The 25,121-nt window shown below is 45.9% G+C and carries 14 protein-coding genes and 2 riboswitches; of the genes, 12 read left to right on the forward strand and 2 right to left on the reverse strand.

What is annotated here, in order from left to right; genetic code table 11:
- Positions 1-36: 36 nt before the first annotated feature.
- Positions 37-834: a hypothetical protein gene (locus tag V1225_RS04325; RefSeq protein ID WP_251631355.1), complete on the forward strand. Its 798-nt coding sequence runs from the start codon at positions 37-39 to the stop codon at positions 832-834.
- 344 nt (positions 835-1,178) lie between these two features.
- Here V1225_RS04325 and V1225_RS04330 read toward each other — a convergent pair whose 3' ends face one another.
- Positions 1,179-2,585, reverse strand: a complete 1,407-nt coding sequence (locus tag V1225_RS04330; RefSeq protein ID WP_338547648.1) for a basic amino acid/polyamine antiporter — start codon at positions 2,583-2,585, stop codon at positions 1,179-1,181.
- Between the two features lie 138 nt (positions 2,586-2,723).
- Here V1225_RS04330 and V1225_RS04335 point away from each other — a divergent pair, with 138 nt between their 5' ends.
- The 7 genes from V1225_RS04335 (at position 2,724) to V1225_RS04365 (ending at position 18,204) form a co-directional block, all read left to right on the forward strand.
- Positions 2,724-3,431, forward strand: coding sequence for an A24 family peptidase (locus V1225_RS04335; RefSeq protein ID WP_338547649.1), 708 nt, complete (start codon positions 2,724-2,726; stop codon positions 3,429-3,431).
- 77 nt (positions 3,432-3,508) lie between these two features.
- A riboswitch (cobalamin riboswitch) is annotated at positions 3,509-3,700 on the forward strand.
- 148 nt (positions 3,701-3,848) lie between these two features.
- Positions 3,849-13,475, forward strand: a complete 9,627-nt coding sequence (locus V1225_RS04340; RefSeq protein ID WP_338547650.1) for a DUF4430 domain-containing protein — start codon at positions 3,849-3,851, stop codon at positions 13,473-13,475.
- A gap of 147 nt (positions 13,476-13,622) precedes the next feature.
- Positions 13,623-13,919, forward strand: coding sequence for a ribosome assembly RNA-binding protein YhbY (gene yhbY / locus V1225_RS04345; RefSeq protein WP_160201753.1), 297 nt, complete (start codon positions 13,623-13,625; stop codon positions 13,917-13,919).
- 16 nt (positions 13,920-13,935) lie between these two features.
- Positions 13,936-14,745, forward strand: a complete 810-nt coding sequence (truA, locus tag V1225_RS04350; protein ID WP_338547651.1) for a tRNA pseudouridine(38-40) synthase TruA — start codon at positions 13,936-13,938, stop codon at positions 14,743-14,745.
- Entirely contained in the window at positions 14,738-15,211 is a 474-nt protein-coding gene (locus V1225_RS04355; RefSeq protein ID WP_160201755.1) for a cytidine/deoxycytidylate deaminase family protein, read from the forward strand. Before truA ends, V1225_RS04355 begins: the two co-directional genes overlap by 8 nt.
- A gap of 30 nt (positions 15,212-15,241) precedes the next feature.
- Entirely contained in the window at positions 15,242-16,357 is a 1,116-nt protein-coding gene (locus V1225_RS04360) for an MraY family glycosyltransferase (RefSeq protein WP_338547652.1), read from the forward strand.
- A complete protein-coding gene (locus V1225_RS04365; RefSeq protein ID WP_338547653.1) occupies positions 16,354-18,204 on the forward strand; it encodes a S8 family serine peptidase in 1,851 nt (616 codons plus the stop codon). The genes V1225_RS04360 and V1225_RS04365 overlap by 4 nt, the downstream gene beginning before the upstream one ends.
- Positions 18,205-18,264: 60 nt before the next feature.
- Here V1225_RS04365 and V1225_RS04370 read toward each other — a convergent pair whose 3' ends face one another.
- Positions 18,265-18,528, reverse strand: a complete 264-nt coding sequence (locus tag V1225_RS04370) for a helix-turn-helix transcriptional regulator (RefSeq protein WP_160201758.1) — start codon at positions 18,526-18,528, stop codon at positions 18,265-18,267.
- 241 nt (positions 18,529-18,769) lie between these two features.
- Between V1225_RS04370 and V1225_RS04375 the strand changes: the two genes are divergently transcribed.
- The 4 genes from V1225_RS04375 to V1225_RS04390 all read left to right on the forward strand — a co-directional run bounded on the left by V1225_RS04375 (position 18,770) and on the right by V1225_RS04390 (position 25,120).
- Positions 18,770-21,070: a vitamin B12-dependent ribonucleotide reductase gene (locus tag V1225_RS04375; protein WP_161909057.1), complete on the forward strand. Its 2,301-nt coding sequence runs from the start codon at positions 18,770-18,772 to the stop codon at positions 21,068-21,070.
- A gap of 115 nt (positions 21,071-21,185) precedes the next feature.
- A riboswitch (TPP riboswitch) is annotated at positions 21,186-21,295 on the forward strand.
- An 84-nt stretch (positions 21,296-21,379) separates the two neighbouring features.
- Positions 21,380-22,684, forward strand: a complete 1,305-nt coding sequence (thiC, locus tag V1225_RS04380) for a phosphomethylpyrimidine synthase ThiC (protein WP_338547654.1) — start codon at positions 21,380-21,382, stop codon at positions 22,682-22,684.
- A gap of 267 nt (positions 22,685-22,951) precedes the next feature.
- Positions 22,952-23,815: a MurR/RpiR family transcriptional regulator gene (locus V1225_RS04385; protein WP_338547655.1), complete on the forward strand. Its 864-nt coding sequence runs from the start codon at positions 22,952-22,954 to the stop codon at positions 23,813-23,815.
- An 18-nt stretch (positions 23,816-23,833) separates the two neighbouring features.
- The gene (locus V1225_RS04390; protein WP_338547656.1) at positions 23,834-25,120 is read left to right on the forward strand and encodes an aminotransferase class V-fold PLP-dependent enzyme; all 1,287 of its coding nucleotides are present in this window, start codon (positions 23,834-23,836) and stop codon (positions 25,118-25,120) included.
- Position 25,121: the final 1 nt, after the last annotated feature.

Consider the following 25,121-nt stretch of genomic DNA (forward strand, 5'->3'; position numbering starts at 1 on the left):
GGATTGTGGTATCATGGTAGAAAAGGAGGTGTGATTATGGGAGCATTCTTAGATTTGGTAGAAGAAGAACTGAAAGGGCAGCGAAGACTGCTTTATCAAAGCGAGCGGGCGCGTGCACGTGCGCCGGAAGGCTATTTGAAAAGCAGACCGCGGAAGAATGGCGTGGCGTTTTACGCGTGCAGGAATGAAACTGGAAGAAGTCGTGCAGAAAATATCACAGATGATTTTAAACGAATAGAACGGCTTGCGAAGAAAAAACTGAATGAAGAAATATTTCGTACTACAGAGAAAAATATTGCAGCGCTGGAGGCACTGCAGAAAGCCTATAGAGAAAATCAATTAGCGGACCTAATGGGGAGATTTCCTCAAACTTATAGGGACGCATTTAAGTATGTAGGAATGAAGAGGGTAACAACAGAGGAAAACCAGCCGGTTCAGTTGAATTTTGATGAAAAATATCATATCCATGAAACCGCTTGTGGGCTATACGTTCGATCAAAATCGGAGGTGATTATTGTGAATACTCTTGTTAAATATGGAATTCCCTTTTTCTATGAAAGGAGATTTCCTTACAAAAATAACAGAGGTTATTATTTTGAACCGGACTTCACCATTGAACTTCCTGATGGAAGATTTATTATTTGGGAACATTTAGGACTTTTAAAGGACGAGGAATATAGCATTCGCACTGGTGAAAAGCTAATGCTGTATCAGAAGTATGGTTTTTTAATCGGGCGAAACCTGATTTTGACGCAGGATGATGAAAAGGGAAACTGCAGCAGTAAATATATCGATGAAATTGTAAGGACGCAACTGCTGCCTTACTTCAGATAGAGTTTTGGTTTTTGCAGATTTGACACTTTTGGTAAAGCTTTGATATGGGTGTGTCATTTTTTAGAATCTGGTTTTTGGGGAAGTGACACAATGCAATGAATTAGCTGGAGATAGTGTCATAATTTTAAGGTTGAAGTGCATAGTTACCGGGAAAAACTCGGAAATGAGAGATTTTGGTTGTGGTATAAACTGAAGAAAATACATTTCGTATAGGAGAAATCTCTCTATTCAATTGAAAAGTGACACAATGGTAATAGAATTAAAATAAAAGTGCCATTTTATCGATTACACGATTTTTAAAAATGACACTTTAAGTTAAGTTTTGAACGAAAGTGTCATTTCGCCTAAAACCACACCAAGGAATACACAAATCCCGCCATGATGATGACAAAGACACCGACATCCAGCGCGCTTTCAAAGAATTTCTTGTGAGATTCGCGGCGAGCCCAGAAGTAAAATAAGGCACCAGGTGCAAACATCAGGGCTGAGATGATGATATTGCTGATGCCTGTGGCGTACAGCATCCAGAAGCCGTAGATGACACCGAGGGCGGAAATGAGCCAGTCTTTGAAGCCAGGAGCGCTGTGACCGGTGCGGCTGTCTTCGAAGCAGGTTTTCAGGCAGTACAGGGCAGACAGCACAAACGGAATCATAATGGCGCTGGTTGCAAGTGTGTACAGAGCCTGATAGGTAGAGGACTGGAAATAAATGATAATCAGCAGCACCTGAATGATGGCTGCGGTGAGAAGCAGCGCTGCGCTGGGCGCATGGCGCCGGTTTTCTTTCTGGAGAAAAGCAGGAAAACAGCCATGCAGTGCTGGCGCATAGGCGCTGTCGGCGGTAACAATCGTATAAGAAAACATGGCGCCGGCGATAGAAATAATTACACCGATGTTGATAAGGGTTGCGCCGAAAGGTCCGACAACATAGGAAAGAAGTCCAGCCATAGCAGGGTCGCCCAGAGCGGCAAGTTCGCTCCTTGGCATAATACCCATGCTGAGAATAGAAATTAGTACATAGAGAATCAGCAGTGACAGGAAGGAAAGAGTAGTGGCTTTCCCAGAGACAGCAGTCGCTTTTGCACGGGCAGAAATGACGACCGCTCCCTCAATTCCCGTAAAAATCCAAACTGTAGTGTAGGTGGTTTCCAGCACTTGTTTGCCCAGGGAATAGCCGGTATCCTCGCCCATAAAATTGTCCAGAAAAATATCCAGATCAAAAGCACCGAGAAAAATAACAAATAGAATAAATGCAAGAATGGGGATGATTTTGGCGATGACGATAATCGTGTTAATGGTAACCGCTTCCTGCACGCCTCCCATCACAAGAAAAGTAAAGCCCCAAACCACAATAGATGCGCAGACGATGGAAGCCAGATTGTTGCCGCCGGCAAACAAGGGCATGAACTGACCCAACGCAGCGAAGAGCAGTGTCGCAAAAGACACTTGCGATAGAATCGCACTAATCCAATAGCCCCAGGCGGAGTTAAATCCGATGTAAGCGCCGAAACCCTCTTTTGCATAGGCAAAAATGCCGCTTTTCAGAGAGGGTCTTACGATACTGAGCCTGTTGAAGCACATGGCAAGGCTGTACATGCCGATACCGGCGATGGCCCAGCCAATAAGTACAGAAAGAGTGCCTGCGCCGTTTCTTGCCATATCGCTGAACATGTTGAAAACGCCGCTTGCCAGCGTTGTACCGATGGCAAAAAAAGTTAGTTTAAAAAGTCCAAGACCTTGTTTGTCCTGCATGATAAATTCCTCGCAATCAAATAAAGTTACTGATACTATGTGCAGAAGGCGAATTGCTTATACGTAGAAAGACGCAGAAACTTGTTTTGCGAGATACAATTTTGTGGTAAGATACCAAGTGAGAAAGAGAGAAGAAATATGACTGATACATTAATCATAATTATAAAATGTCTTGCGGCGGTTTTGGTCGGCGTTTTCGCAGGAAACGGCGCAGTATATTTCTTTAACAAAATGCCGGCGCAGTGGCTTTGCGACTATGACGAGGAGCCATCCGATGCACTGAAAGATCCATATACACAGCGCATCAAAAGTTACCCATGGAAATTTATCCTTACCATGCTGTTTGTTGTCATTGATATTAAATTGGTAATAGACGATTGGCAGTTTGCGGTGGCGGCAGTTTGCAGTCTTTGGCTGCTTTTGGAAATTGCTGTGGCTGATGCTAAGTATCGGATTGTACCAGATCAGCTGGTACTGCTTCTTGCGGTAACCGCCATGGGATTTATTGCCTTTCATGATGGATGGAAAGACTGTTTGTACGGAGGGCTTGCCGGATTTGGTAGTATGGGTGCCACTGCACTACTTGGCAAGCTGGCGTATCGCAGAGATACTCTTGGCGGTGGAGATATCAAGCTTTTTGCGGCGCTGGGTTTGATTGCCGGGCTTCGGGGAATACTGCTGATATTTGTGATGACTACACTCTTTAGTGCTGGGCATCTAATCTGGCTTCTTGTGAGAAAGAAAATCCAACGCACTGATACTGTTGCGATGGCGCCGTATATTGCACTGGCCGCGGCAATCCATTTGATTTTTTTGTGGGATTACATGCTGGTGCTACTGCTATAAGAGAGCCTTGACAATCTTCTCTGATAAGGGTAGAATATATTACAATTGAATAAAATGTCAGAATAATTTCGTGTTCTTTCCAAGACTTAAGTGTTTGTACTTCGTCTTGAGAAAGCTAAGATGGAAGCAGGTGAGAGTCCTGCGCGGTCCCGCCACTGTGAGACGTGAGTTCTGCCTATAATGCCACTGGAGCCAATATGGCCTTTGGGAAGGAAGACAGAACGGTTTAGCGTTGAGCCAGGAGACATGCACGAGAGGACAACTTGTAGATGTCGGAGGAACATTTAGAAGTATTTTTTGTACAGGAATACGGACTGTGAGAAAGTGGAGAATGCTTTTTTACAGTCTTTTTATTTTGTATAGATCACCGGTAAGGTGTTTAGATAAATGATGAATTGAAGAAAGAGAGGAAAGGACATGAGAAGAAAAACAGGGAACCGTTTTCTGGTAGTGTTTCTAATCGTGACGATGCTGATCAGTATGGCGCCGGCAGGCGTTTTTGCTGCAGATATACCAGAAGCACAGACTGTATCAGAGATAACAGGATCGGGTACAGAAGCAGATCCTTATTTAATTTCTGACGGGCGGCAGTTGTCATCGCTGGGTGGAACCACACTGACCGGCTGTTATCGTCTTACGGCGGATATCGATATGGAGGGTATCGATATGCGGCCGATTAACGGCTTGAGAAGCGGAACCTTTGACGGAGGCGGATTTGCGATTAAAAATCTCAGCATTACGTCTTCGGGAAATACCGGACTGTTTGCAGAACTGGGAAGCGGCGCAGAGGTTACCGGAGTAATGCTGGAGAATTGCAGTATTACCAATGCAGTATCCAGCGGCTCCGGCTATGGCGTTGGCGCACTGGCAGGAAAAATAAGCGGCGCTGCGAGTATCAGTAATTGCGGTGTTTTAAATGGAACTATTGTGTGTACCACCAGTCAGGCGGTTAATATGGGCGGTTTAGTTGGCTATATCGGAGATAATTGCACCATAGAAAGCTCCTTTGCAAGGGCAGAACTGACAGCGGGCAGCTACGCATACAGTTCTTCCTATCTGGGCGGACTTGTGGGAAATATCAGCGGCTACTGCAGCTGGACTGTGGCAGATTGTTATGCGGATGTTTCCATCGACACAAAAAACGGGTCAGGCGCGGGACTTATTGGACAGATTGGTAATTCGTACAGCGCATATACTCGTACTATAAAAAATTCTTATGCAGCAGCGGACATGGTAGGAAAAGATGCGTATCTTTATGGATTTGCCTATGCTGGATCTTCTTCTTGTGCTGTAGATATTGAAAACTGTTACTATGACAGTACGAAGTATACAGGAGATCAAGCGACAAATCTGAGATTGGCAGCTATTGAGGGAAAATCTACAGAAGAAATGGAGAGTCTTGCAGGACAACTGGGCGGCAGCTTTCAGAATCAGACGGGAAGCTATCCGATTCTGAAATGGCAGGATCCCAATGCTACTTACAGTATCACTCTGCAGTTAGTGCCGGAAAATGCTAAACTCATCTTTGACGGTGAAGAACAGCAAGAAAACGAAGACGGCGTGTACACCTTCTCATCTCTTCCATCAGGAAGTTCTCATTCTTACTGTGTGTCTCAGAGAGATGACATTACAGATTACGGCGACAGGGAAGGCACTATCGTCATAGGCAAAAAAGACATCACTCAGAAGATTACGCTGGAACAAAATGTTTATGATATGTCCTTCAGTCTGGTTCCGGGGGAAGCAGACCTTCTGGTAAAGGATGCTGATGGAGAAGCTCTGACGCCAAAGGATGCACAGAAGCACATTTACGAAGTAGTAAACGGTACGTATACCTATGCAGTGAGCTCCTTTGGCTATGCTCCGAAGGAAGGCGAAGTCACAATTGACAGAGCTGCAAAAGAGACGGAAATTGCGTTAAAAGCAAACCCTATATACACAGTTACTTTTAATTATGGCGATGAGCTCTACGGACAGGAAATTGAAAATGGCAAATTGACCGTAACAGCAGGTGATAGGTCAATAGAGCCGGAAACCGATGGCTTGACTTATAAATTGCCTGTTGGATACGACTACAGCTATAATTTTAGAAGCAGTAATTATGCGAAAGTAACAGGCGAAATCAGTCTGGCGGAAGAAACAGCTGACGGTACAAAAACTATCACCATTCCGCTGACCGCAAAGACTGCCTGGGGTGGCAGCGATGATGTGGAAGAGCCTAATAAAAATGCAGACGGCTTCTATGAAATTGCAAGCGGAGCAAATCTGGCATGGCTGGCACAGGAGGTTAACGGCGTTTATAACAGCAGAATGCAGGTCATACTGACAAAGGACATCGATTTAGGAGAAGAACAGTGGACGCCGATTGGAAGCTCCAGCAGCAGAACGTTCAAGGGTGTCTTTGACGGCAACGGACATACGATTTCCGGACTCTTTATTGATTCTGAAAGCAGTTATCAGGGGCTATTTGGATATGTCAGTGAAGCAGAGATAAAAAATTTGACCATTAGCGGAAGTGTAAAAGGCGGAGACTATACAGCAGGCTTGGCAGCGCAGACAGGGGCTAATACTGTAATAGAAAATTGTCTGAGCAGTGTTAATGTAAGCGGTAAAGGGCATGTCGGCGGTTTAGTCAGCTATGTCGGCGGACGCATGCTGACAATGACGGGCTGCGCACATCTAGGAACTGTCAGCGGCAATGGCTTTAATGTTGGAGGTCTGGTTGGCAGAATCTATTATGCAACAACGATCACAGATTGTTACCATAGAGGTGATGTGATTAATACAGTAGGTCAGACGGGCGGTTTAGTTGGATTGATCGACGACTACAGCGCATCGGTGACCAACTGCTATACTATAGGAAACGTGATTTCAACAGGCTCCAATACGCACCCTGCAGTGGGAAAGAAAAATTCTGGAGCGGTTAGCAATCTGTATTATCTGGATATTGTCGGAAGTGACACCAATGCAGAAGCAAAGACCGATGCGGAATTAAAATCAGGTGATTTTGTGGCGCTTTTGGGATCAGGATTCCTAAAAGATATGGAACCACAGATCAACGATGGATATCCGATTTTAAGCTGGCAGGATACCACGCCAAGATACCAGGTAGTATTATCGGTGGAGCCTAAGGACGCACAGCTGATTTTAAAAGATGCTGAAGGAGAAACCGTTGCAGCAGCAGATGAAAAGGACGGAACTTACACTTATTCCCTGACAGAAGGAGATTACAAATATACGGCAGAAGCCTTCGGAAAAACTACTGAAACTGGAACCATTCACGTGACGGCGGAAGCTGGTGAAACCGGCATTTCAGAGAATATCATTCTGCAGGATGCACTGCGCTATCGTGTAACCTTTATGGGAATCCCTGACGGTGTGACAGCGGTTATCACGGTGATGAACGGCGAAAATATCATGGCAGCAGAAGATGGAAGCTACCTTTTGCCGGAAGGAACCTATACATATACCGTAAAGGCAAAAGGCTATGCAACCGTCAAAGGAACCATATCCATCAAAGACAGCGATACTGCTGTACCTGTCTTTATGGTGATTTCCACTGCCTGGGACGGGGAGTCAATGGATGAACCGGTGCAGAAGGATGGCGTATATCAGATTTCTACCGGAGAAGAACTGGCGTGGTTTGCAGCACAGGTCAATAACGGAACCGGCAAGAATTATGATGCGGTTTTGACCGATGATATCAATCTGGGTGAAAATCTTTGGCAGCCTATTGGCACGACAGGCTGTAACTATGCAGGCACTTTTGATGGTGCAGAGCATAAGATTACTGGTCTGAAAGTCGAAAAAGACAGCAATTATGCGGGACTTTTCGGTTATATCAAGGGTACCAGCAGTAAACATGCGGTGATTGAAAATCTGACAATAGAAGGCGACGTCAGCAGCAGCTACGGCTTTGTGGGCGGAATCCTGGGTTATGGTGATTATGTTGATATAGTAAACTGCCATAACTATGCAAATGTTACGCTAACAGCAACTGCCTATAAATATTATGTCGGCGGTATTGTAGGTGAAGTGGAAGACGGAAGCGTGGAAAACTGCTCTAACTATGGAACCATCAGCGGCAGTCAGGCAGAAAAGATCGGTGGCATTACTGGATATAACTATTATGCAGTCGTATCTTCTTGTTATAATGCAGGCGAAGTTTCCGGAAAGCAAAATGTAGGCGGCGTCATCGGTCATGCCAATGGCAAAGTTTCCGACATCTACAACACAGGCACAGTTACCGGTACCAGCGGCAATGTGGGCGGTCTGGTCGCTTATGCAGCTGCTGACATTGAAAAAGGCTATACCATAGGACAGGTAAATGGCGGAAACGCAGCCTTTGGTACAGTGAGCAGTTACAGTGCTTCTATAGCGGATATTTACTATCTGAATACCCTTTCTGCAGATAGCAAGGCGCAGGCAGTAAGTGCAGCGCAGCTGCAGGAATTGGCGGATACATTGAACGGTGACAGGCAGCCGGTACTTTGGAAAACTGCAGCGGGCACTAACGATGGATATCCAATCCTGGCTTGGCAGAAAGCAAGTGAACCAGAGGCTCCGATCACCCTGGAAGCGGCACAGAATGTAGCTTGGGAAGCTTTTGAGGAAAGGTACCTTAATCCTGACAGCCTGGAAGAAGGTATGATGCGTCTTCATCGGCAGGTCGTAAGATGGGATAAAGTAGCCCATGCAGAAAGCTATACTTTATCCCTTTGGAGGGAAGGCTTTGTATGGAAAAATCTGTCGGAAGAGGAACTGGCAGAATTTCGCAGTGAAGCTTTAAATGCAAGACAGAAACTCATGTGCATTGATGAACAGAAGATTATTGATGCCATGACCGAAGCTGAATATGCCTTCTTTGAGCAGCTGGAAGATGCAGTACAGCAGGCAAAGGAAGCTGATGGAAAGACAGAAAGCGCTGAGAATAAACGGGCAGAATTTCTGCTGGGACTTGTGAATGATGGCAAGCATGATATCGCTCTGGGTTACTATGTTCCAGGTGTGGAGAAGATCAAGGATGTGTCAGGTGTCACTGAAGAAACGTATGATTTCAGCAAAGATATTATAGAAGCAGGTGAAGGGCGTTATTATGTAACAGTAAACCCTGTGGCAGAAGAGGATAGTAACTACGTAACACCTGAGATGATCCTTTTAGATACAGCGATGGCAGCTGATCTAAATGCAGAAAACGAAGATGCGTGCTATAACCATTTGAGACAACCGTACAATCTGAGATGGGACGGCGCTGTCGCAAAATGGTCCTCTGACAGCGAAAAAGCGGATTTCCTTTCTTTGATTTTGTATGAGGTCACAGGTACTAAAGAAAATCCGACATATACTGTGCTGACGCAGGAACTTTTGGCGCCGGATGCTGCCAGCGCCGATTTCGGCAGATATTTTACAGCTGATAAGCGATACGCTTTTGCAGTTCGTGCAGAATCGGGACAAAACGGCATGATTGCGGGCTACGCTATGAGTGCGCAGTCTGCGTACAGCCCTGAATATGTGGTTGGAAATCCGGAAATTCCGGGTGCGGATACAGATAGATCTGACTGGATTGCGATTTCTTCTGCAAAAGAGTGGATTGACCTTGCCAATGTGGAAGACAAAGCGGTAAGCCAGGAAGATAAGACCAGTCAGCAGACAATCGCTTGGGGCAAGAAATATTATCTGACAGCAGACATCGACTTCGCAGAACTTGCAGCAGCAGACCAGACAAAGACCAAGTCCATCGGTAACGTGACCAACCGGTTTATGGGAACCATGGATGGTAACGGATATAAAATCAAGGGGTTGACTTTGAGCAACAATGACGCAGGACTGTTTGCCTATATCGGTGCAACAGGGCTGGTATACGATTTAACCATCGAAAATGCCAACGTGCTGTTCTCTGACAATGCGGCAGTTGTGGCGCTGAACAACTTTGGTACCATCGCTTCCTGCGGTGTTATCAACTGTAATATTACTGCGGATACTGGTGCGGTGCTGGGCGGTATGGTCAGCAGAAACTATGGTGTTATCAGAGACTCTTATGTGGAAGGCGGCAGCCTGACTTCTAACGCTAGTTCTGCAACCGGTCATGCTGGCTTTGTTGGTGCTAATGAAGAGGGGGCTGTCATTGAGCGGTGCTGGACTTCCATGGATGTAACCACGGGCAGCGAATATGCAGGCGGATTTTTGGGTCTGGGCTATGGCGGAACCATTCGTGACTGCTTTGCGCTGGGCAATGTTTCTGCAAGAAGCTACTCTGGCGGTTTTGTGGGAAGTTCTGTATTTGAAGGTAATATCTATGAAAATTGCTACGCTGCGGGTAAAGTGACTGTTGCAAGCGGCACCGAAGGTCATGGTTTTATCAGTCCGAGAAAGCCAGATTCGGCATTTTCGACCGATATCAGTGAAGAAGTGAAAAACTGCTACTATAGCAGTGAGTCTTTGCCGGATGATTATGCGCAGGCTAAAACAGCAGACGAGCTGCGTCAAAACGCTTTCCTGCGCCTTTTGGATCAAGGCAGAGGTATTTTTGCACAGGATAAAGAAAAGAACGACGGTATGCCATATCTGGTTGCTGTAAAGGCACCTGAAAAGGCAAAGACGACTGAGATTACAGTAAAGATTGCGTTAGCGGTTTACGACAAGAACAGCTATACTTTCTCACAGCTGGGTGATGAAATTTCTGTTACTATGGACAGCAACGGAAATACACGAGTAGTCGATTTGATGGATGCTGCAGTGGAACAGGAAAAGCTGACCTATGCTTATAAAACGACAGAAACCTTCGGACGGTATATTCACACCATCAATGATTATGCTGTGGAATCTCCGGATGGTTGGATGTTTAGTATTAACGACAAGCTTTCCAATGTCAGCGCCTCCCTTGCTAATGTCAAGGACGGCGATAAGCTTTTGTGGTACGAAGGCACCACAGAAAATCTTTTCAAAGGACCGACCTGGGATGCCTTGACAAAGGGCGAAGCGATTGAATGGATTGATATTTCATCTGTTGAAGAACTGCAGGCTCTGGCGGCAAGCAGTGACGCAGATACGCTGTCAAAGAATTATCGTTTGACCTGTGATTTGGATTTTGCAGGTGTAGACTTCTCCGGCATTGGAAGTGGAAACACTCCGTTTACCGGCGTCTTTGACGGGCAAAATTATACTGTTTCCAATGTGAAAATAGTAGGCAGCGGAAACGGAACAGGTTTCTTCAATGTGATCTATGGTGCGACGATTAAGAATCTGCACCTTGTGAATGTGGATGTAACTGGAGAGAATCAGGTCGGCGGTCTTGTAGGTATTGCAGGTGCGCAGCTTGATAAAGAAGATGTTGCGAACAATAAGGCAAATCTGATTGGAAACTGCACGGTCAGCGGAAAAGTCAGCGCAGCTGGAAAGAATCCGGGCGGCGCAGGTGGTCTTGTAGGGCAGAACTGCAGCGAGTATGACAAAGATACGCTCTTTACTATTGCAAGTGCTATCGACAAGTGCAGTGCTGATGTTGCTGTGACAGGTCTTTACAAGGTCGGCGGTCTGGTCGGCGAAAACGGCGGTATCATTACAGAAAGTGCGGCTGTCGGTACAGTTACGGCAGAAAAAGGCGTATATACTGGCGGTTTTGTAGGAGATAACACCGGCGATATCTACAATTGCCATGCAGATGGCGATGTAACAGGTGACAACCACACCGGTGGCTTTGCAGGATTCAGTGACGGAACCGTAAAGAACTGCTACAGTATTGGTACTGTTACTGGTACGGAATATACAGGAAGCTTTGCCGGCGCAATCAGCAAAGCAGACTTTGTCATCGGTGCAGGAAAGGTTATTGTAAATGGAACATCGGGACAGGGTTATAATGCAGGCTTTGCAGGCGAACTAGGTGGTCAGCTTTCTGGTATGGCAAATCAGGTAACCATAAAGGATGCTTACGGAAACTGCGTAAGCGCAGATGGTGTGCTGAATATCTGCGGAAATCAGAGCAAGTTTACCGGCGAGGCAGAGAAGGAAAAACTAAGCGATATGACGCTTTCAACTATGAAAGACGTCAGTGAAAAGCTGTACGAAATGTTCGGCGTAAATCTTTCAATAAAGAATTTAGAGGATGAAGCGAAGAAATATGATAATTTATCGGTTTCTGAGTCTGTAGAAGCAGAAACTGTACTGACCCTTTTGAAAGAGGGAGAAACACCGGAAGAGGGGATTACAGCGGTCTACACTGTAGATAGTGCTTATGATAAGTATCTTGCCGGAGGTGAGAGCCTGACTTTGAGGATGAACAATGATACGGAAAAACCGATTATCATTCCGGTGGAACTGAAGCTGACTGACGAGGTAAACGGCACCTATACTAAGAAGATGACAGTAGTGCTTCCTGTCAGCGGTGAAAAGAGAGCTGCACTGATGGATGCAATCGCTGCCTCTTATGAAAAGACCAGTGATGGATGGACCGTAATGGATATGGCGGTTTATGAGACTTTAGAAGGAAAGACGGCAAAGACCGATGAAGAAACGCTGCAGAATGCACTGAACCTGCTGATTGCAGAGGCTGCCGGCGATGAGGCAACTGCTTCTGATCGAGCAAGACTGGAAATCGTGCTGCGCGCTATGGGTATTGACAGCAGCAAACTTTACGAAGTCAACAGTCTGACTCCGATTGACAACGGCAAGAAGCTGACTGCTATGGATCTTCTGCAGGGTGGCTATTACGGTGCGCCTTGGATTCTGCTTAGTGAATATCAGGGCAATGTAAAGTTGACCGATGGTCAGAGGGACGCTCTGGTACAGATTTTGAAGGACAACATGCAGGACGGACTGTTCAGCTATCAGTGGAATGGCGAGACCTACCACGATGTAGACACGGCAGCAGCAGCTTTGGCGGCTCTGGCACCTTACTGTGATACAGACGCAGAGGCGAAGGCGGTCGTAGAACAGATTCTTGCGGCGCTGAAAACGGTGCAGCAGGATAACGGTTCCTTTGGCAATGCCAATGCGGACGCTATGGTGATCATCGGACTTTTGGCAGCAGGTGAAAATCCATTTGCATGGAAAGCAGCCTCTGGTGCCAGCGTCGTGGATGGCATGCTGAGCTATGTCAACGAGGAAACACTGAAGTTTACCTACGGAGGAAGTGACAATGCTCTGGCGACGGAACAGGGTTTCCGTGCACTGATTGCACTGGAAAAGTATGACGGACAGAATGCGTACAACTTCTATGACTTTGGGAATGCAGCTGTTAGTCCAGGTCATGCAACCGGTCAGGGCACTGTAGAGGTACCGCCGGCACCGGATGACAGTCACAAGGATATCACCGTGTCTGTAAGCGTTGAGAGTCATAACGGCATATGGATGGAAAAGAAAACCGTCACCGTAAAAGAAGGCAGCACCGTTTACCATGCCTTTGTAAAAGCGCTGGACGGCAGCGGAATTACGCAGGTAGGCGCTGAAAAGGGCTATGTAAAGTCTATGACTAAAGACGGCGTGACCTTGGGAGAAATGACCATGGGCGCAAATTCCGGCTGGCTCTATAAGGTCAATGGCATTTTGCCTGACAGGGGACTGACCAGCTATGAGATCAAGCAGGGAGATGAAATTCTCTGGTACTATACCGCAGATTATCAGAAGGATCCGTCAGCAGGCGGTATTATAGGCGGAGGTAACGGAGATGATACCGATATTGAAGAGCCTGACACACCACTGGATCCTCTGCCTTCCGATGAGATTATTGCAGCGGTTCGTGATGCGAAGATTAAGCTCACTTCTGCGCTGACGACTTTGCATGGCAAAAAGGCAGTAAAACTGACCTGGAAGGTTCCGACGAACGTAGATGCGCTGGGTCTTGACGGCTATGAAGTATTCAAATCCACAAAGAGATATTCCGGTTTTGGAAAGACTCCGTACTTCAAGACGACAAGGAAGACTTATATCAATAACAAAGAACTGAAAAAAGGCAGCAGATATTACTATAAAGTTAGAGGATATAAGCAGATTGATGAGCAGAAAATTTATACACAGTGGTCTACCAAAGCGTGGAGAACAATAAAATAATATGCTTCCTTATAGAAGAGAGGGCAGTTCCGATGTGAACTGTCCTCTTTTTTTCTAAACTTTACGTTTTCTTCGCACAAAGTGACAAGTTTTATGGTATACTATAACGGACTGAATGCAGAATTAAGATGAAATGAGGATAGATTTATGATTACAAGCAAGCAGAGGAGTTTTTTGAGAGGACTTGCACAAACCACAGACCCTACGGTATATATTGGAAAACAGGGACTGACGGAGAATATCGTCAAGGAAATTGACACCGGACTTTACTGCAGAGAGTTGGTAAAAGTGAAGATTCAGGAGGGCTGCACTTTGAGCCCGAAGGAAACCGCCAATGAAATTGCCGAGAAACTGGGAGCAGAGTTTGTTCAGGCCATTGGAAGAAAATTCACCCTGTACAGAGAGTCTAAGGACAACAAGCAGATTGAGCTTCCGAGAAAGTAAGGCATTAGAATCAAACATGGAAAGAAATATTCTTTTGACGATTGAATATGACGGAACAGGTTTCTCCGGCTGGCAGAGACAGCCCGGCGTGCGGACGGTGCAGGGCGAACTGGAGAAGGCGCTGAGCTATGTGTGCGGAAAGCCAGTACAGATAAACGGTACCAGTCGTACCGATGCCGGTGTACATGCGCTTTCCCAGCGGGCGTCTTTCCGGGGTGAGTTTGGGATTCCTACTGACAGAATCCCTTTGGCAGTCAATAACTATTTGGCAGGGAGTCTGGGGAGCGGATACGCCTGCGGTGATGTGCGGATTATCAGGGCAGAAGAAATGCCGGCAGACTTTCATGCACGGTTTGACTCCAAGGGGAAGACTTATCGGTATATCTTAAGACATGGCAGCGCAGCCAGCGCGTTTTCGCGAAATTACTGTTACCACCTGAAAGCCGCTTTGGCAGCAGAGCCTATGCGTAAGGCAGCAGCTTTTATCGAGGGAACTCATGACTTTGCTTGTTTCCAGGCTGCGGGGGGAACCGTGCGCGAGACTACCGTGCGCACGATATATGACCTTCAGATCAAAGAACCTGTGGCAGGAGAGATGCACATAGAGGTGACCGGCGATGGCTTTCTCTACAATATGGTGCGGATTATTGTGGGTACTTTAGTAGAAGTTGGACAAGGGAAGAAGTCTGCAGAGGACATTCCGGCAATTCTGCAGTCGGCAGACAGACAGAGAGCGGGGCACACAGCACCACCCCAGGGCTTGTACCTGGTGGAAATATATTACGATGAAAAACCAATGAAAGAAAGGAACGACGATCATGGCTGATACGAAGATTTTAGCAAAAGATAACAGACCTACATGGGATGAATATTTTATGCAGATGGCAGAGCTGACAGCAAAGCGCTCTACCTGCCTGCGCAGACAGGTTGGAGCGGTTATTGTAAAGGACAAACATATTGTGGCCACAGGATATAACGGCGCGCCCAGAGGCATTGCCCACTGCGACGAAAAGGGTGGCTGCCTGCGTCAGAAGATGGGAGTTCCATCGGGACAGCGCCATGAGCTTTGCAGAGCGCTTCATGCGGAACAGAATGCGATTATCCAGGCGGCAACGCTGGGCCAGAGCATCGAAGATGCGACCATCTATGTTACCAATCAACCTTGCGTAATTTGTGCAAAGATGATCATCAACGCAGGAATTAAACGCATTGTGGTAAAAGAGGGTTATCCAGATGAGCTTTCTGTAGAGATTTTAGATGAAGCGGGTCTTAAGATCGTCATGCTGGACTAATAGAATACAAATACGAAGGATAACGGATTTATGGAAATTACGAGACTGACGCTGCTGGCGGCTTTTGTAACAGCTTTTGCGCTTGCACTTTTGTTTACGCCGGTTGCGATTAAGATTGCTCCTAAAATCGGTGCGATTGACGTGCCGAAGGACGGACGAAGGATGCACACTAAGGCGATGCCTCGCTTTGGCGGGCTGGCAATCTTCGTGGGAACTATCGGTTCTCTTGCAATTTATGCAGGCGATAATGAAAAGATGATACCGGTTTTGATCGGCGGCACTATGATCTATATTCTGGGCGTGGTTGACGATTTAAAGAATCTGAACGCGAAACTGAAGTTCGGCGGGCAGCTTTTGGTTGCGATTTTGATGTATTATATGGGGCTTCGGATTAAGTTCATTGCAAACTATTTTGGAGAAGGAAAGCTCCTTTTCGGGGAAGTGGTCTGCTTTATCGTGACGGTGCTTTGGATTGTAGGGATTACCAATACCATCAATCTCATTGACGGACTGGACGGACTTGCGGCTGGAAACGCAGCGATTTCTGCCCTTTGCATTGCCTATGTTGCCTATATTCATGGAGATCAGTATGGTATGATGATTGTTTGCCTTGCTATGCTGACTCTTGCCGGCGGATGTTTGGGATTTTTGCCCTTTAACTTTTTTCCGGCAAAGATTTTTATGGGAGACGGAGGCTCGCTGTTTCTCGGGTTTATGATTGCTGCGCTGTCGGTGGTAGGACCGCTGAAACGGTCGACTATCATTGCTGTTGTGGTGCCGGTTGTAGTGCTTGGTATTCCAATCTTTGACACATTCTTTGCGATTCTGCGCAGAGTTGTCAACAAGCGTCCGATTATGGAAGCGGACAAAGGTCATCTGCATCACAGGCTGATGGCATCGGGATACGGACAGCGAAGAGCTGTGTTGATGCTTTACGGCGTTAGTGCAACCATGGGAATGGCGGCTGTGCTGATTAGCAGAGAGCTTTATAAAGACGCTTTTGTTTTGGTAGGGATTGCGACTATATATTTGTACGTATTCCTCACCGATCCGAATCATAAAATGCCGCACATCAAGGCAGTCAATATTGCAAAAGAGGAGCGGATGGAGGAGAAAAGAAGCGAAAAATCGGAGGCAACAGAATGAAAAGGTTAAAGAAAAAAGGCATAGTTTTATTTTTAGCCATGGCACTGGGTGTAACTATGGTGCCGGTGATTTCTTTTGGTACGGATACAGCAGGAGATACCTCTGCAGAGGTCAGAAAGCAGGAATATATCTTAACAGCCACTTCAGATTTGTCAGAGCTGAAGCTGCCGTCTTATGTAGAGGACATCAGCTTTGATGGAACCGATTTGGCACTGATTAAGGTCAAAAACGGTATTACAGAAGATCAGATTAGAGAGGATTTGGAGGCGCAGGCAGAGAACTTTTCTGTACAGCCGAATTTTGTATATGAAGCGACAAGGGTTAATGATCCTTTTTATGGCTTGCAGTGGGGCTTGCATAATGAAGAAACCGGCGTGGATATCGGTTTTGAAGAAAGCTATGATTTTATCATGGAACATCTGAATGAAATGAGCGAAACTGTAGTGGCAGTTATCGACACCGGTATGGACTATACGCATAGCGATTTAGCTGCAAATATCTGGGTAAATTCTGGAGAAACCCCAGGAAATGATAGGGACGATGACGGAAACGGCTATCGGGATGATGTTCATGGATATGATTTTGCCAAAAACAGACCTCTCAGCGATGGCGCAATCAACAACTACTATGCGCATGGAACTCACTGTGCAGGCATTATCGGCGCAGCTACTAATAATGGGAATGGGATTGCCGGAATTGCCTCTGCTACAGGCAAAGTTTCCATCATGGATTTAAAGGTACTGGAAGGTCCGAAGGGACTTGGAGACAGCTACGATGTGGTTAGAGCTATTCGCTATGCAGAGAGAAACGGTGCAGATATCTGCAACTTGAGCATGGGTTCCTATGTCGACGATGAGACTTTGTATAGGACCATTGCGGCATCAGATATGCTGTTTGTCTGCGCAGCAGGAAATGATGGACTGAATCTGGACAATAAGCCGATTTATCCGGGCTGCTATGACTTGAGCAATGTAATCTGTGTCGGCAATGCACAGAGCAATGGCAGACTGAACAGTAAATCCAATTACAGCAGTAAATCTGTAGATATTGCGGCGCCGGGAACCGTGATTCACAGTACAATTCCTAACAATAAATATGATGATATGTCAGGAACCTCCATGGCGGCTCCTTTTGTAACGGGGGCGGCAGCGGTGCTGCATTCCTACTATAAAGATATCAGCGCAGCAGGTATCCGCCATTTGCTTCTTTCCGGCGCCCAGAGAAAGAGTTCTCTAAACGGAAGAGTGGTGTCGGGAAGATTTTTGGATTTATATAAGTCGCTGACAGATTACAGTGAAGATGATTATCAGATTGATGTCAAGGCACCGCAGCTAAAAGCATCGGTATCTAAAATCAGCGGTTCCTATAAACAGAAACTGAAAATCGCAGCAAGCGATGACAGTGGTCTTTTGCCAACTGTGCGATATGCTAGGGGCAGTCAGTCTCTTTCCTACTTCCGAAGCGGGGCAGGCACCAAGCTTTCTTTGAGTGCAGATGGGACGGTCAGCAAAACCCTAACCATTCCGGGCATTTATTCGGTATATGCGGTGGACGCAGCAGGAAATGATGTACTGGTGAAAGCAACCTGCACTGTTAATGCGGTTAGCAGTCTAAAACTGAACTATTCGAAGAAGAGTCTCGCAAAGGGGAAAGCCTTTACCTTGAAAGCGACTCTTTCTAAGAGTGGCGTCAACGGCAGAAAGTTGACCTATACTTCTTCAGACAGGACTATTGCTGTCGTAAACAGCAAAGGAGTGGTTACTGCAAAGAAAAAGAAAGGTACAGCAACCATAACTGTAAAAACAAGTAACGGACTTTCCAAAACGTGCAAAGTGACAGTAAAATAATTCCTGAAACAAAACAAAAACCTCCAGATGACACCCTGTATGGTGCAGCTTCTGGAGGTTTTATATTTTAGGCTCTGAATCCTTTCGCTTCTTTTTCGGTACGGCGTTCTTTGATCTGGGATAAGGCGTGGGATCGTCAGTGATGCCATAGATATAGTCGAGACTGGTTTCAAAGAGAAAGGACAGTTCCTTTGCCTGCTCCGTTGTAGGATAGCGTTTGCCATGCTCCATCTTTGAATAGTCAGCCTGGTCTATACCGGTTTCGATTTGCACTTTGACCTGAGTAAGACCTTTTTTCTTTCGAAGTTCTTTGAGTCTATTCACTGTCACGCCTCCTTTCTAGAACTATTATGGCAAATTGACCTACAAAAAATAGGGGAAATTGACCTATTTTAGAATTTCTTTCGTTCCGCTGCTAGTCTTTTAAGAAATAGGATAAATTGCGGCGTGCGCAGTCTTCTTATAAAGCTATCGTGAATTTGTTGGAAGAACTTGTTGCTATACACTACATATAGTGATATAATTATCTCTGTGACAATATATAAAGTGTATAGCGGAGGAAAATATGGCAATTTCAGAAATCAGCAAGAATGCTTTAACAGTACTGGAAAAACGATATCTGGGCAAAGATGGAGAAGGTAACCTGACGGAAACAGTAGAAGGTATGTTTCGCAGAGTTTCAGATACCATCGCTGCAGCAGATGCAAAATACGATAACACGACGGATACGAAGGCGCTCAGCGATCAGTTCTTCGAACTGATGACGGATTTGCGCTTTTTACCAAACTCCCCGACTCTGATGAATGCGGGTAGAGTTTTGGGGCAGCTTTCAGCCTGCTTTGTTTTGCCGGTGGAAGACAGTATGGAAGGAATCTTTGATTCTGTAAAGAATGCGGCATTGATTCATAAGTCTGGTGGGGGTACGGGATTTTCTTTTTCAAGACTTCGTCAGAGTGGATCAGCCGTTAGATCTACGGGCGGCGTTGCCAGCGGACCTATCAGCTTTATGAAGGTATTCAATGCGGCAACGGAGGCTGTGAAACAGGGTGGCACTAGACGAGGTGCTAACATGGGTGTACTTAGAATTGATCACCCGGATATTTTGGACTTTATCAACTGCAAAGCAGACAATAAAGAGATTACAAATTTTAACATTAGTGTTGGTATTACGGAAGCTTTTATGGAAGCGGTAGAGAGCCAGAGTGATTATGATCTCATCGACCCGAAGACAAAGCAAGCGGTAGGACATCTCAGCGCAGAAAAGGTCTTCGACCTTGTCGTTGACCATGCGTGGAAAAACGGAGAGCCGGGCATTATTTTCCTGGACAGGCTTAACCGCGATAATGTGACCCCGACGCAGGGTGAAATTGAAAGTACCAATCCGTGCGGAGAACAGCCGCTGCTGCCATATGAAAGCTGCAACTTGGGCTCCATTAACCTGGTGAAGATGCTGAGAAAAACGCTGACGGGCTATGAATTTGACTTCCGTCTTTTGGGAGAAACTGTAGAGCAGGCAGTGCATTTTCTGGACAACGTCATTGACGCCAATAATTATCCTCTGGATAAGATTGCAGAAACGACCCGTGCGTCCCGTAAAATCGGACTGGGCGTAATGGGATGGGCAGATGCTCTTTTAATGCTGGGTATTCCATATAATTCTGATGAAGCTGTGGAGCTTGCTGAAAGAGTCATGGGGTATATCAATACAGCAGGTCATGCGGCAAGCAGTAAGCTGGCAGCAAAGCGCGGAACTTTCCCGTTATTCTCGGTCAGCACTTTAAAGGATGGGGCGGCTATGAGAAATGCGACGGTGACTACCATTGCTCCGACCGGTACGCTTTCTATCATCGGCGGATGTTCTTCCGGTGTAGAACCGGTCTTCGCCTACGCATTTATCCGCAATATTATGGATGGCACAGAGATGATTGAGGTGAATCCGGTTCTAACAGAGAAATTGAAAGAACTGGGGCTTTATAGTGATAGACTGCTTCGCAGAATTGCATCAGAGGGAACTATCGCTCACTGTGAGGAAATCCCGCAGGAAGTGCGCGATGTTTTCGTTTGCTCACACGATATCAAGCCGATTGACCACATTAAAATGCAGGCAGCTTTCCAGCGCCATACGGACAACGCCGTTTCAAAGACTGTAAACTTCCCTAAGGAAGCCACCAGAAACGAAGTGCGAGAGGCATATCTTCTGGCATACAAAGAAGGCTGCAAGGGTGTGACTATTTATCGTGACGGCAGCAGAGAAGAGCAGGTACTTAATATCGGCAAGGTAAACAGAGAAGGTGCATCTGCGCAGACTGCGGCAGCTTGCCCGACCTGCCAGGAGGAACGCTACGGTCATATCGAACCGCGTCCGCGTCCTGACGTAACCCGCGGCTTTACAGAAAAGATGAAAATCGGCTGCGGAAGCCTTTATGTGACGACCAACTACGACGAAAACGGCATTTGCGAAGTGTTTACCAGTACGGGAAAAGCCGGCGGCTGCCCAAGCCAGAGCGAAGCTACAGCGAGATTGGTATCGGTAGCGCTGCGCAGCGGTATCTCTATTCAGGAAGTTTATGATCAGCTGAAGGGAATCAGATGTCCGTCTACCATCAGACAGCAGGGTATGGGCTGCACATCCTGTCCAGACGCTATCGCAAGGGTGATTATGAAAGTTTCTAAGATTATTGAGGAACAGTCAGGTGAAACCGCAGCGTCGGCAGCACCAACTGCTGCAGCAGTACCTGCACAGCAGAGCCAGAAAGTACCAGCATCTGCCAGTGAGATTCATGCTTGCCCGGAATGCGGAAGTGTAGTGGAACATGAAGGCGGCTGTGTGATCTGCAGAAACTGTGGATTTTCTAAGTGCGGCTGATAAATGCGTCTTGCGGATGGCGAGCTGCGTAACGCATACCGCAGTCGCGTGCCACCGCATCAGATTGTAAAGAATTTCTTGCAATTTGTAAGATACAGTGCTAAGATAAATATATAAATATAAAAAAGGGAGCTCATAGTAATGGGCTGAGAGGGAGCTGATACTGCTTCGACCTGCAACCTGATTTGGATAATGCCAACGTAGGGAAATATGGACGATTTACTGCCAATGGACCTGCGGGGACATTGGCAGTTTGTTTTTTTGCGGCGGCTGCAGATGTCCGAAGATACGTAAGGAGGAAAAACGAAAATGAGAGCATATGCAACACAGATGGAAGCTGCACGCAAAGGGATTGTAACCCCGGAACTTGAAATTGTAGCAAAGAAAGAGCGCATGACGACAGAAGAACTGCTGCCTCTTGTGGCGTCTGGCAAAGTGGCGATTTGCGCCAATAAAAATCACAAATGTATCGATCCGGAGGGAGTCGGTTCTATGCTGCAGACGAAAATAAACGTAAACCTGGGTGTCTCCAGAGACTGCAAGGATATGAACGTAGAGTTGGAAAAGGTCATGGCGGCGGTTCATATGGGCGCCCATGCCATCATGGATTTATCTTCTCACGGAGATACAATTCCTTTTCGCCGCAAACTGACAGCGGAATGCCCTGCCATGATTGGAACGGTGCCGATCTATGACAGCGTGATTCATTACCAGCGGGATCTGGATACGCTGACTGCGAAAGATTTTATCGATGTAGTGAGACTGCACGCAGAAGACGGCGTGGATTTTGTAACGCTGCACTGCGGCATTACCCGAAAGACCATCGATCAGATTAAAAAGCATAAGCGGAAGATGAATATTGTTTCCCGCGGCGGCTCTCTGGTCTTTGCATGGATGACTATGACCGGTGAGGAAAACCCGTTTTACGAGTACTTTGATGAAATTTTGGATATCTGTAGAGAGTACGACGTAACTATTTCTCTGGGAGATGCCTGCCGTCCAGGCTGTCTTGCCGATGGATCCGATGTCTGCCAGATTGAAGAGCTGGTGCGTCTGGGTGAACTGACAAAGCGTGCCTGGGAAAAAGATGTGCAGGTAATGGTAGAAGGACCTGGACATATGCCGATGGATCAGATTGCGGCGAATATGAAGCTGCAACAGACCATCTGCAGCGGCGCACCATTTTATGTGCTGGGTCCGATTGTTACAGATATTGCCCCGGGTTACGATCATATTACCTCTGCTATCGGCGGGGCTATCGCAGCAGCTTCCGGCGCAGCTTTTCTCTGCTATGTAACTCCAGCAGAGCACTTAGCTCTGCCAAACGTGGAAGACGTAAAACAGGGGATTATCGCTTCCAAAATCGCAGCCCACGCAGGGGATATCGCAAAGGGCGTTCGCGGCGCTCGTGAAATGGACGACCGCATGGCGGATGCAAGACGAGAACTGGATTGGGAGGCACAGTGGGCATGTGCCATTGACCCGGAAACAGCGAAGGCAATCCGTGAAGAACGAAAACCAGAGCATGAGGATACCTGCTCCATGTGCGGAAAATTCTGCGCTGTGCGCAGTATGAACAAGGCACTGGCAGGAGAGCATATTGATATATTGTAATTAAAAGAATTAAAGTTAGAAAAACAGTCACCGTGGAGTGGCTGTTTTTTGTTGCACTACAACCGCTACAAAACGATTGAATATCCGAATAAGTGAAATAATATAAGAGCAAAGGATGCGTGTTTTTGAGATTAAATGGGGAAAATACTATAAAAATATAGAGTTTAAAAATTTTGAATTTTTATATTTACAACAAACACGACAGAATTTATACTGACGAAGAAAACAATTTATCGATATTTTGTTGTATACACTACAGGAGCTTCTATGAATAAGGGAATTGATTCCAGAATTAAAAAAGCAAAGCTGACCGCAACGGAAAGTAAAATTGCCGAGTATATTTCCGAGCATTATTATAATGTTTGTCTGACCTCGGCGCTAGAACTAGGAAGGTTAATTGGAACCAGTGATGCATCTGTCATAAGAACGGCGAAAAAACTGGGATTCACTGGGTACAGTGATATGCAGAGTTTTATTGTTGATTTTATGAAGGAGGACATCAAGCATAATGGAGGCGTGAACAGCATGCCACCATACAAACGGTTTGACAAAAAGCGTTCTATCATTTTATCGGAAAACTTATATGAACAAATGTTGCATAACATGCAGGAAAATTTGGAAAGTATTTTTGAGAGAAATGGTATACAGTCATTTGAACGTGCAAGTGATTTGATTCTTTCAGCCAATCGTAGATTCATCACAGGCTTTCGTGGGTCTGTATCAGTAGTGCATATCTTACGTGCACTGAGCGATGTTTTTTCTGATGTGCGAATTATTGATGAGGCTGAGTCCAGTGCCCTTGAGACCATAGTTGATATTACAGAGGATGATTGTCTTATTTTAAGTAGTTTTCCAAGATATGCGGAGATGGCAATGACAGTGCTTGAAATCGCTTTAAGGAAGGGTGCCAAGGTAATTGTGCTGACAGATAAAATTACAGCACCTGTTTGTAAAAATGCAGATGTTGCTTTATTGTCCAGTGTAGATGGTATGACAATTAACAATTCTTACGTTGCGCCAGTGGCGCTTGCAGAGATGTTAGTGGCAACGGTATATCGCTCTATTGGAGACGAACAGCGAACTAAAATGAAAGAGCTGGAAACGTATATATCACGTCACGGATTGTATTAATCGTAGGAGATGAGGAAAATGAGTAAAAATCCAAGAGAAGGATTGAGCTTTGATGAAGCTTTACTGGCTGAGGTGAGAGATAGATTTTGCAGGATTGATACCGATGCCGATGGAAGCAGACGGTTGTTTTTTGAGAACGCAGGAGGCTCTCTTAGACTGAAATCTGCGGTGAAAGTTTCGGATGAACTGAATTGTTACCCGGATTGTTTTGCAAGAGACCATAAGTCTTCCAAAGTACTTCATCAGTATGAAGTGAAAGGAAGAGAGGATTTTCGTGCGCTAATCAATGCAAAGCATGGAGAAATTCTGACCAGCCTGACTGCGACTATGCTGATGTTTGATATTGTGGGTCCAATTGTAGAATATGGAAAAGGAACGAATATTGTAACCAGCGTACTTGAACATCCATCAGTTTTTGATTCTTGCAAATTTTACGGAGAAAAATTTGGAAAAGAAGTAAGGGTTGCAGGGTCCGATTCTAAAACCGGAGGTGTCGCGGCGGAAGAGGTACTTTCTTTAGTAGATGAAAATACACTAATGGTGAATGTGACTTCTGCATCCAACATGACTGGTGCAATGACAGATTTAGAAAGAATTGTGGAGGAATCAAGAAAAATTAATCCGGATATCTTTATCGTAACCGATGCAGTACAGCATGCGCCCCACGGACTCTTGGATGTGGAAAAAATCAGAATTGATGGTTTAAATATCGCTCCTTACAAATTCTTTGGAAACAGAGGCATTGCCTTTGGCTATGTATCTGACCGTGTGAAAAACCTACCTCATAAGCATATCTTTGCAGACGGTGATTCTCAGTGGGAAATGGGAAGTATTGTGCCGGCGCATTATGCAGTGATGAGTGAAATGGTAGATTATATTGCATGGATAGGAACACATTTTACAGAAAATGGTGATAGAAGATCTCTAATTGAAGAAGGTATGAAGCGAATTCACATGCAGGAAGAGGCGCTGCTTGAAAGGCTCCTTTATGGAAAAGATGGAAACTCTGGTCTGCTTGCGATGGATGGCGTGGACACTTTCTTTGACTATTCAAACCTTGCAAATCGAGACTTGATTTTGGCAATGAAACTTTCGGATTATGACTTTTATGAGACGACGAGAGCCTATGAGGAAAGAGGTGTTATCGTTTATGAGAGAGTTGCGTCCAGCGAATACTCGAAACGAATGGTGGAGTCTTTCGGACTTTCTGGGATTATTCGTGTGTCACCATTGCACTGTAACACGATGGAAGAAATTGATGAATTTTTGGATATAACCCGTGCGATTATTGCACAGAGAAGATAAG

The sequence above is a fragment of the Emergencia sp. JLR.KK010 genome (genome assembly GCF_037018265.1).
In the GTDB taxonomy this organism is placed as follows: Bacteria; Bacillota; Clostridia; order Peptostreptococcales; family Anaerovoracaceae; genus Senimuribacter; species Senimuribacter intestinalis.